Genomic DNA, 5,930 nt, shown 5'->3' on the forward strand with positions numbered 1-5,930 from the left:
GGCGGGGGTGTGTTGGTGCGGAACGCTCATGCGGACTTCGCCTTCCGAGAAGTGCGATAAGTGAGGGAGCGTTCCTGCGGGGGACTGCCATGAGGCGGATGGCTGAAAAGGGTCCGACCGGCGGGTGTTCACAGCACGATGGGCAGGCGCCGGAACCAGGTCGGAAAGGGTAAAACGCCGGTGACCTTGGAGTGTCACCGCGGTTGGCAGGGAACCTACGGCGGGTTAAGCCATTTGGTCAAGACCCGAATCCGTCGGAATGTGACGTGTCGCTGTCGGATGCGGTGTCGTCCGAGTCGTCGACCCAGCCGAGCGAGACGCTGATCCGCCGGGCCGCGTCCCGTACCTGGCCGCCCAGTTCCTGGTAGCGCCAGGCCGGCAGGCCGAGCTTGAGACCGGTGATCGAGACGGCCCCGGCGCAGACCGAACGGTCGTCGAAGACAGGCGCGCCGATGCAGATGATGCCCTCGGCGTCCTCCTCGTCGTCCAGGGCGTAGCCGACCCGGGCTATGTCGCGCAGATGCGACAGGAAGGTCGCCGGGTCGGTGATGGTGCGGGAGGTGCGCCGGGGCAGCCCGAACCGCTCGACGACCGCGGCGGCCTCGCTCGGCGGCACGGCGGAGAGCAGCGCCTTGCCCAGGCCCGTGCAGTGCGGCAGCTCGCGCTGCCCCATCCGCAGGTCGAGCCGGACGCGCTGGTCGAGCTCGACCTGGTCCACGACGACCGCGTGGCCGTCCTCGGGGACCGCGAGCCTGGACGCCATCCCGGTGGTCCGGGTCAGCTCGCGCAGCACCGGGTGGGCGACGCCGCGCAGCGACACCTGGGAGCGGGCCCGGTCGCCGAGCCGGGCCAGGCTCATGCCGAGCCGGTAGCGGCGGTTCATGCCCTCGCCGTCGTCCGAGACGAGGCCGTAGGCGCGGAGGGTCTGGAGCATGCCGAAGGCGGCGCTCTTGGAGATGGAGCAGGCCTGGCCGACCTCCGTGACGCTCAGGCCGTTCCCCTGTGCGGGGGCGGCGAGCGCTTCGAGGATGTCCGCTGCCCTGGCCACGCTCTTGACCCAGTACTTCGGTTCTTCTGGGGCAGCACTGTTCGTCATAGCAGAACAGCCTAGTCCCTCGGGGAGGGCCGGAACGCGCGTTCTCTGTGAAGAAGGTGCGGAATCGGGCCTTCCTGGGGCCGAAAAGGTCTTGACCGGCCCCGGAGCCGGACGTAATATCCAGGCACTGTTCTGCACTACAGAACAGCGTTCTGGAAAAACGAAACGCACTATCCCAAGCACCACGGATCATCCCCTTCCTGCGGCGACTGCCGGGCGGATGGCGCCAGGGATTCACGGGCCGGGCAGGGCCTGCGAAGACCGACGACTCTCGACGCAAGGAGCAAGCGATATGAGTTCAGGCCCGGTGGGCAACGAATCCGGAGCCCGACTCGCCGAGCGCGCCCGCCAGGTCGTGCCCGGCGGCGTGAACAGCGGTCAGCGCAGCGTTCCCGGACTGACCGACCTGGTCGTCACGGGGACGGACGGCGCACGGTTCCGTACCGCCGACGGACGCGAGTACACCGACTTCCACTCGGCGTTCGGACCGCCTCTGCTCGGCCACAACGACCCCGACGTGGCCCGCGCCACCGCCGAGGCCGGTGCCACCCTCGGCCACATGGGCGTCGGTGTCACCGAGGGCGAGGTCCTCCTCGCCGAACAGCTCACCGAGCTGATCCCCTCCATCGAGAAGGTGCTGCTCACCAGCACCGGCAGCGAGGCCACGTTCCACGCGCTGCGCGTCTCCCGCGCCGCCACCGGCCGCCGCCTGGTCGTCAAGTTCCAGGGCTGCTACCACGGCTGGCACGACGCGGTCAGCCTCAACGTCATCTCCGCACCGGAGAAGGTCGGCGGCCACGACCCGATCTCGACCGGCATCCTGCCCGAGGTCCTCGAAGCCACCCTCGTCCTGCCGTTCAACGACAGCGAGGCCGTCCGCCGCGCCTTCGCCGAGCACGGCTCCGACATCGCCGCCGTGATCGTCGAGCCCGTCCCGCACAACGTCGGCGCGCTCCTGCCGTACCAGGAGTTCCTCACCACGCTGCGCGAGGAGACCACGAAGGCCGGCAGCATCCTCGTCTTCGACGAGGTCATCACCGGCTTCCGCCACGACATCGGCGGCTGGCAGAAGATCTCCGGCGTCACCCCCGACCTCACCACCCTCGGCAAGGCCATCGCCAACGGCGCCCCCGTCGGCGCGATCGGCGGCCGCGCCGATCTGATGGACCTCTTCTCCACCCGCCCCGGCGCGCCCGCCTTCTTCGCCGGCACGTACAACGGCCACCCGTCCGTCGTCGCCGCGGCCCTCGCCACCCTGCGCAAGCTCCGCGAGGAGCCGGTCCACGAGCACGTCTTCCGGCTCGGCGAGCGGGTCCGCACCGAACTGACCGGACTGTACGAGCGCCTCGGCGTCCCCGCCGTCGTCACCGGCTACGGCTCCGTCTTCGTCAGCTACTTCATGCCCGGCGAGGCCCCCCGCACCTACGCGGACCTGCTGAACAACGACGCCTCCCTGTTCGTCGGCTACCGCCGCAAGCTCCTCGACCACGGCCTGTTCGAGCTGCCGCTCAACCTCAAGCGCAGCCACATCAGCTACGCCCACACCGACGCCGACGTGGACCGTCTCATCGAGGGCACCGAGGCCGCGGTCAAGGCCGTGCTCGCCGAGGGCGGCGCCCGCGACCTGGAGAACACCTCCACCATGGGCGGGGCGACCCGCTGATGCTGACCGTCAACCGCACCCGCCCGGCGGGCCCCGCCGGCCGTATCACCCGCGTCGAGACCCTGATGCTCGGCACCTCCTGGCGCGACTTCGGCTATGTCCGGGTCCACACCGACGAGGGCCTGTCCGGCATCGGCGAGATCACCCACCCCTACCGGGTCCGCGAGGTCTGCGAGCTCACCGAGGCGATCGCCCGGCGCCACCTCATCGGCGCCGACCCCTTCGACATCGAGGAGCTCTGGCTCCGCGTCTACCAGGGCGACTTCCTGCGCGGCGGCGACATGGGCGGCGTCGCCCTGTCCGGCCTCGACCAGGCCATGTACGACCTGATGGGCAAGGCGCTCGGGGTTCCCGCCTACCGGCTGACCGGCGGCGCCTGCCGCGACGACGTACGCGTGTACGCCAACGGCTGGTACACCGGCGAGCGCGAGCCCGAGATCTTCGCGGCCAAGGCGAAGGAGACCGTGGCGAAGGGCTTCACCGCCCTCAAGTTCGACCCGTTCGGCCCCGGGCTGCATGAGCTGGAGCGCGCCGAGCTGCGCCGCTCCGTCGACCTCGTGGCCGCCGTCCGCGAGGCCATCGGACCGGACGTCGACCTGTTCATCGAGGGCCACGCCCGGTTCGCCATGCCGACCGCGGCCCGGCTGGTGCGCGAGCTGGAACCCTTCGACATCGGCTGGTTCGAGGAACCGATGCCGTGGACCCACATCGAGCGCTACGCGGAACTGCGTCAGCGCGCCGCGTTCCCGATCTCCGGCGGTGAGCACTTCCACAACCGCTACGAGTACAAGCAGCTCTTCGCCACCGACGCGGTCGACATCATCCAGCCCGACCTCTCCATGGCCGGCGGCTTCACCGAGGTCAGGAAACTGGCCGCGATCGCCGATACCCATGGCATGCTCGTGGCCCCGCACAACTCGAACTCGCCGCTCTGCACCACCGTCTCGGTGCACGCGACGCTCGGAATCCCCAACTTCAAGATCCTCGAAACCTTCGACGGACTCCTGGAGGACTACGTCTTCGACGCGCTCAAGGGCACCCTCCCGATCGTCGACGGCCGGATCGGCCTGCCGACCGCACCGGGCCTCGGCGTCGAGCTCGTCGACGAGGTCTTCGAGGAGCACCCGCCCAGCCACCGCTTCTGGAACATGTTCGCGGACGGCTGGGAGAAGCGGAACCGGACATGATCGTCGACGTCCACTCGCACCTCTTCCGGCACAGCCACGACTTCACCGACCCGTTCAAGTCCGACTCCGCCCGCGCCCACGCGGGCGAGGTCGACCTCACGGTGAAGTGGGAGGAGTACGAGGCCACCGCCCCCGAGGGCACCCGCACGATCGTCGTCGGCGGCAAGGCGCGGCGCAGCGGCCTCTGGGTCGACGACGCGGCCGTCGCCTCGTACGCCGGAGCGCACCCCGACCGGCTGATCGGCTATCTGTCCCTGGACCCGACCCAGCCCGGCTGGCAGGACGAACTCCGCTACGGCCACCAGGAACTGGGCCTGCGCGGCATCAAGCTGATGCCGATGTACGCGGGCTTCGACCCGGCCGCCGAGGAGTACGACGAGCTGTACACGTACGCCGAACGGCACGGCCTCCCGCTCCTGGTGCACACCGGCACGACCTTCGTGTCGAGCGCGCCGCTGGAGTGGGCGATGCCCCGCCACCTGGACGCGGTCGCCATCCGCCACCCGGAACTGCGGATGGTCCTCGCCCACCTCGGCCACCCCTTCGAGGGCGAGTGCATCGCGGTCATCCGCAAGCACCCGCATGTGTACGCGGACATCAGCGCCCTGCACTACCGGCCCTTCCAGCTCTGGCACAGCCTCCGGCTGGTCCAGGACTACGGGGTCTTCCACAAGCTGATGTTCGGCAGCGACTACCCGTTCACGACGGTCGACGACTCGGTGAAGGGGCTGCGGGAGATCGCCCGCATCCCCGGCATCCCCGGGCTGCCACCGCTCGACGTGGACGCGGTGGAGGAGATCATCCACCGGCCGTCGCTGGATCTGCTGGGCCTGAACGGCTGATCCGGCCGTTCCCCCGAACCTGCCGGTACGGTGCCGGGGTCATCCCCCTGTCGCCCGGTACCGACCGGCAGCCGGGCCGCCGCGCCATCACCCATGTGTCCCAGCGCGGCGGCCCGGACCCCTCCGGCGATCAGTACCGGAGCCGACACACCCCTCTCCGCACCGCTCCGCCTGGAGGAACCCCGCCATGACCGCAGCCGTCCCGCCCCGCGGCACCGACCGCTTCGATCTGACCGGTCGCACCGCGGTCGTGACCGGGGCCGCCCGGGGCCTCGGCCGGTCCTTCGCCGTCGGCCTCGCGGAGGCCGGCGCCGATCTGGTCCTCGTCGACCTGCCCGGTGCCCAGGGCATCGCCGAGACCGCGGCGGCGATCGAGGCACTCGGCCGCCGGTGCCGGACCTACGGCCAGGACCTCGCGGACATCGACGCGCTGCCCGGCTTCGTCGACGCCGTACGCGCCGAGGCGGGCCCGCTGCACATCCTGGTCAACAACGCGGGCACCGCGGCGCTGGAGCGCTTCAACGAGATCACCCCGGCGAGCTGGTCGCACATCATGCGGGTCAACGTCGACGCCGTCTTCTTCCTCAGCCAGCGCATCGCCGAACACATGACGGCGGACTCGGTCGCGGGCCGCATCATCACCATCACCTCGAAGAACGCCCTGGTGGCGGAGGCCGGCCTGGCCCACTACAACGCCTCCAAGGCCGCCGCCCAACTCCTCACCGAGACCTTGGCGGTCGAGCTCGCCCCGCACGGCATCACCGCCAACACCCTCGCCCCCGGCATGGTCGAGACCCCCATCGACGGCGAATTCCCCTTCGACCGGGAGGCCTTCGAATCCGCGTACCGCGAGCGCATCCCGCTCGGCAGGTACGCGCAGCCCGACGAATGCGTGGGCGCGCTGCTGCTGCTCGCCTCGGACGCCGGGGCGTATCTCACCGGGGCGCGCATCGTCGTCGACGGGGGAGTGCTGGCCGACCAGATGCCTCGTATGCGCTTCATGCCGCCGTACCGCAGCACGATCTGACCGCGACCGACCGGCAGTCGGTTCTCACCGAGCACGCATCGACTACGCGAGGAGCGCCTCCGCCATGTCCGTCAATGCATCGTCCCCCGCTCAGCCCTCTGCTTCACCTTCCGCT

5 protein-coding genes are annotated in these 5,930 nt (G+C 70.3%); 4 read left to right on the forward strand and 1 reads right to left on the reverse strand.

Going from position 1 to position 5,930, the window contains the following annotated elements; all coding sequences use genetic code 11:
• Positions 1-238: 238 nt before the first annotated feature.
• Complete coding sequence (locus ACFVH0_RS40305) at positions 239-1,096, reverse strand: IclR family transcriptional regulator (RefSeq protein ID WP_385828407.1); 858 nt, start codon at positions 1,094-1,096, stop codon at positions 239-241.
• A 292-nt stretch (positions 1,097-1,388) separates the two neighbouring features.
• Between ACFVH0_RS40305 and ACFVH0_RS40310 the strand changes: the two genes are divergently transcribed.
• The 4 genes from ACFVH0_RS40310 to ACFVH0_RS40325 all read left to right on the forward strand — a co-directional run bounded on the left by ACFVH0_RS40310 (position 1,389) and on the right by ACFVH0_RS40325 (position 5,815).
• The gene (locus ACFVH0_RS40310) at positions 1,389-2,759 is read left to right on the forward strand and encodes an aspartate aminotransferase family protein (RefSeq protein WP_385828408.1); all 1,371 of its coding nucleotides are present in this window, start codon (positions 1,389-1,391) and stop codon (positions 2,757-2,759) included.
• The gene (locus tag ACFVH0_RS40315) at positions 2,759-3,946 is read left to right on the forward strand and encodes a mandelate racemase/muconate lactonizing enzyme family protein (protein WP_385828409.1); all 1,188 of its coding nucleotides are present in this window, start codon (positions 2,759-2,761) and stop codon (positions 3,944-3,946) included. Before ACFVH0_RS40310 ends, ACFVH0_RS40315 begins: the two co-directional genes overlap by 1 nt.
• On the forward strand, positions 3,943-4,788 hold the full coding sequence (locus ACFVH0_RS40320) for an amidohydrolase family protein (protein WP_259934774.1): 846 nt from the start codon (positions 3,943-3,945) through the stop codon (positions 4,786-4,788). The genes ACFVH0_RS40315 and ACFVH0_RS40320 overlap by 4 nt, the downstream gene beginning before the upstream one ends.
• Before the next feature lie 187 nt (positions 4,789-4,975).
• Positions 4,976-5,815: an SDR family NAD(P)-dependent oxidoreductase gene (locus tag ACFVH0_RS40325; protein ID WP_385828410.1), complete on the forward strand. Its 840-nt coding sequence runs from the start codon at positions 4,976-4,978 to the stop codon at positions 5,813-5,815.
• Positions 5,816-5,930: the final 115 nt, after the last annotated feature.

The organism is Streptomyces sp. NPDC127117 (assembly GCF_042677325.1).
In the GTDB taxonomy this organism is placed as follows: Bacteria; Actinomycetota; Actinomycetes; order Streptomycetales; family Streptomycetaceae; genus Streptomyces.